This window comes from Micromonospora sp. M51, from assembly GCF_018070305.1.
Taxonomy (GTDB): domain Bacteria; phylum Actinomycetota; class Actinomycetes; order Mycobacteriales; family Micromonosporaceae; genus Micromonospora; species Micromonospora parva.
The window spans coordinates 1-3853 of the sequence record NZ_JAGPXZ010000602.1 but is presented as its reverse complement, the minus strand read 5'-3'; the positions used below and the strand labels follow the sequence as shown (position 1 = coordinate 3853).

The window sequence follows — 3853 nt, the reverse complement described above, 5'->3', positions numbered from 1 at the left end:
CGGAGGTACGCCGGAGATGATCCGACTGTCCGGGGTGTCCCGCACCTTCGAGGGCCGGTCCGGCCGGGTGGAGGCGCTGCGCGGCATCGACCTCGACGTCGCCGAGGGCGAGTTCGTCGCCGTGCTCGGCCGCTCCGGCTGCGGCAAGTCCACTCTGCTGCGGCTGATCGCCGGCCTGCTCCCGCTGAGCGCCGGTGAGATCACCGTCGCCGGTACGCCGATCACCCGCCCGCGCCAGGACATCGCCATGCTGTTCCAGAAGCCGGCGCTGCTGCCCTGGCGCACCGTGCTGGACAACGTCCTGCTGCCCGTGGAGATCTTCGGCTGGAGCCGCGCCAAGCACCGGGAACGGGCCCGGCAACTGCTCGACGTGGCCGGGTTGGCCGGCTTCGAGAAGCGGCTGCCGCACGAGCTCTCCGGCGGCATGCAGCAGCGGGTCTCACTGTGCCGGTCGCTGATCGGCGAGCCCCGGGTGATGCTGATGGACGAGCCGTTCTCCGCGCTGGACGCGCTCACCCGCGAGGAACTCTCCGGCGAACTCCAGCGGGTGCACATGGAGAACAAGCCGACGATCGTCTTCGTCACCCACTCGATCGACGAGGCGGTGCTGCTCGCCGACCGGGTGGTCGTGCTGAGCCCCCGTCCCGGCCGGATCCGCAAGGTCGTCGAGGTGGCCATCCCCCGGCCCCGCACCCTGGGCCGCAACGCCCACCTGGCCGACGTCGCCCAGGTCAGTGCCGACCTGCACGAACTGCTGATGGAACGCGAGCAGCCGGCCTCCGTCGGCGCGGAAGGACACTGACCATGCGGGTGTCGGTCTTCACCGAGCCGAACCGTGGCGCCAGCTACGACACCCAGCTCCGGTTCGCCCGGCTGGTTGAGGCCTGCGGCTACGAGGGCTTCCTCCGCGCCGATCACTACCAGTCGATGGGCGCGGACCCGGGCCTGCCCGGCCCGACGGACGCCTGGCTGACCCTCGCCGCCCTGGCCCGGGAAACCGAACGGATCCGGCTCGGCACCCTGGTGACGTCGGCCACGTTCCGCCTGCCCGGCCCGCTCGCGGTGATGGTCGCGCAGGTCGACCAGATGAGCGGTGGCCGGGTCGACCTGGGCATCGGCGCCGGCTGGTACGAGCGCGAGCACACCTCGTACGGCATCCCGTTCCCGGCGGTCGGCGAGCGCTTCGACCGGCTCGCCGAGCAGCTGGAGGTGATCACCGGTTTGTGGGGCACCCCGCCCGGCCAGACGTACACCTTCACCGGCGACCACTACCGGCTGGTGGACGCTCCCGCGCTGCCCAAGCCGGTGCAGGTTCCCGGCCCGCCGATCATCGTGGGCGGGCGCGGCCCCAAGCGCACACCCGAACTGGCCGCCCGGTACGCCGACGAGTTCAACATGCCGTTCAAGTCCGTGGCCGTCACCGCCGAGGCGTACGACCGGGTGCGCGAGGCGTGTGAGCGGACCGGACGGGCGGAGTCCGGGCGCGACCCGTTGGTGCTCTCCGCCGGCATCGTCGTCGCCATCGGCCGCACCGACGCGGAGGCCCAGCGTCGGGCCGCGCCCCTGCACGAGAAGAGCGCGCTGCCTCCGGAGGACCCGGTGGTCGGCTCCCCCGCGCAACTCGCGCAACGGATCAACGAGTTCGCCGCCATCGGCACCACGCGGGTCCACCTGCGCCTGATCGACTTCGATGATCTCGACCACCTTGAGCTGATCGCCGCCGAGGTGCTGCCCCAACTGGACGGAGCACGATGACCGACGTGATCGACGGAACCGAACTCGGACCGGTGGGTCAGGAGATCGTGTACGAGAACGACCGGGTCCGGGTCTGGCACATCCGCCTCGAACCGGGCGAGCGGCAACCGCTGCACCGGCACGACCACCCCTACCTGGTGGTGGCGATCGAGGGCGCCAAGAACGTCGTACAGACCGTCGACGGCACCCGGATCGTCGCCGACGAGCCCACCGGCGGAGTGGTCTACCGGGACCCGGGCGCGGTGCACATGCTGACCAATGTCGGGGATACGACTTACCTGGCCCGGCTGGTCGAACTCAAGTAGACCCGCCGGTGGCCACCGGCGTGCCGCGCGGCGCGCCGTTGGCTATCGGGTGTACCAGGTGCGTAACGTGCCGGACATGGCCTTTCGGACCTGGGGCAAACTGCTGCTCACGGCGCTCGGGGTGAGCGTGCTGGCCGGAGCCGGCCAGCTCGGCGTCGCGTACGGTTTCGGCATCGTCCGCCTGACCGGCGCATTCACCGGTACGACAGTCAACCAGTGGCCGGCCCAGCTCGTCTGGGTGGGCTGGTTCGCCGCGCACGCCGCCGTGGCCGGTGCCGTCCTGACCGGACGCCTCGCCCGCCGCGACGTTCCGGCGGCCAGCACCGGCCGGCAGTTGGCGGTCGGTGGCGCGGCGGCGCTCGGCGCCACAGTCATCGCCCCGCTCTGCATGCAGCCCGCCCGCGCCGCGGAGCTGATCTCCGTCGACCCGGTCTGGGCGGTGGGCATCTGCGCCATGGTCGGTGCGGTGATCGGGGCGGGCGCGGCGATCGCTGTCCTGTTCCGGCCCGAGCTGGGCTGGAACATGACGGCTGTGGCCGGTGCGGTCTGGTTGCTGGCGCTCATCTCCGTCCTACCGTCGCTCGGCACTGTCGGCCCGCTGCCGACCGTCCGGCTCGGCGTGCTGGAGCCGAGCTGGCTCGGCGACGCCGCCGCCCAGCGGCTGGCGCTGCTCCTGCTGCCCACCGTGGCGCTGTTGGCCGGCGCGGCGACCGCCGGGCTGGCTCGCTGGCGCGGCCAGGCCCCACTGGTCAGCGGGGCCACCGGGGTGGCCGGACCGGTGCTGGTGGCGTTCGCCTACCTGACCGCCGGTCCGGGTGACGCGGTGGACCGCTACCAGGCCACCCCCTACTACGGCTCGTTGATCGCGATCCTCGCCGGAGCACTCGGCGCGGCCGCCGCCGCGCTGCTGCGCTGGCCGACGGGCACCCGTACCGCCGATCCGCAGGCGATCAAGCCCACCGCCATCCTGCGCCCACTGCCCGCCGGCCCGGCGTTGCCCGACGCCACGCCGGCGAACGATCGGGACACCGCCGAGCGCGCCGACCCGGAGTCGGCCAACGCCGAACTGTCCACCCGCGCGCAGCCGGGCGTCGTCGCCGGCCCGTGGCCGACGGGCGACCCCGAGGGTGTACGCACCGTCCCGGCCCACTGGGACTGGCCGGGGACCACAGCGAGCGGCCAGCACGGCCCGACTCCCGCCGCTGCTCCGTCCGCCTCCACCCCGCCGTCTCCGGCGGATCCGCTGTCCCCCGCCGGCCCGGCGTCTCCCGCTGGTCCGTTGTCCCCCGCTGATCCGCTGTCTTCCGCTGGTCCGTTGTCCCCCGCCGGTCCGACTCAGTCCGCTGCCTGGCTGACCGCGCCGACCGGTGAACTCGCCGCGGCAGCCCAGACGCCCTCGGTGCGCGACGATGACGCCCCGGCCACGACCGGGCCCTCGGCCAGCACCGACGCCAGTGCCGCCACCGCGACCAGCAGCGCCGCCGGACGCACCGACGCCACCAACCCGGCAGGCGGCCGAGCGGCCGACGGGCCAACCGACAGCGTGGCGACGGGCACGAGCGGCAAGCTGACCGGTCGGCGCACCACCCGCAAGGCCGCCACCCCGACCAGCACCGACGCACCCGGCACGGACACGACCGGCACGCACACGACCAGCACCGACGCACCCGGCACGGACACGACCGGCACGCACACGACCGGCACGCACACGACCGGCACGCACACGACCGCCACGGAAACGACTGGCACGGACACCACCGGCACGGACACGACCGGCACGGGCGCATCCGGGA

The 3853-nt window shown here is 73.4% G+C and carries 3 protein-coding genes and 1 pseudogene; all 4 read left to right on the top strand.

Features of this window, described 5'->3' with window-relative positions; all coding sequences use genetic code 11:
• Positions 1 to 16 precede the first annotated feature (16 nt).
• Positions 17 to 802: an ABC transporter ATP-binding protein gene (locus KBX53_RS25335; RefSeq protein WP_030329963.1), complete on the top strand. Its 786-nt coding sequence runs from the start codon at positions 17 to 19 to the stop codon at positions 800 to 802.
• Between the two features lie 2 nt (positions 803 to 804).
• Positions 805 to 1755 (top strand): LLM class F420-dependent oxidoreductase, encoded by a 951-nt coding sequence (locus KBX53_RS25330; protein WP_030329961.1) that lies wholly within the window; start codon positions 805 to 807, stop codon positions 1753 to 1755.
• On the top strand, positions 1752 to 2060 hold the full coding sequence (locus tag KBX53_RS25325) for a cupin (protein WP_210862015.1): 309 nt from the start codon (positions 1752 to 1754) through the stop codon (positions 2058 to 2060). The genes KBX53_RS25330 and KBX53_RS25325 overlap by 4 nt, the downstream gene beginning before the upstream one ends.
• A 76-nt stretch (positions 2061 to 2136) precedes the next feature.
• Positions 2137 to 3853: pseudogene (locus KBX53_RS25320) on the top strand (hypothetical protein); the annotation flags it as partial.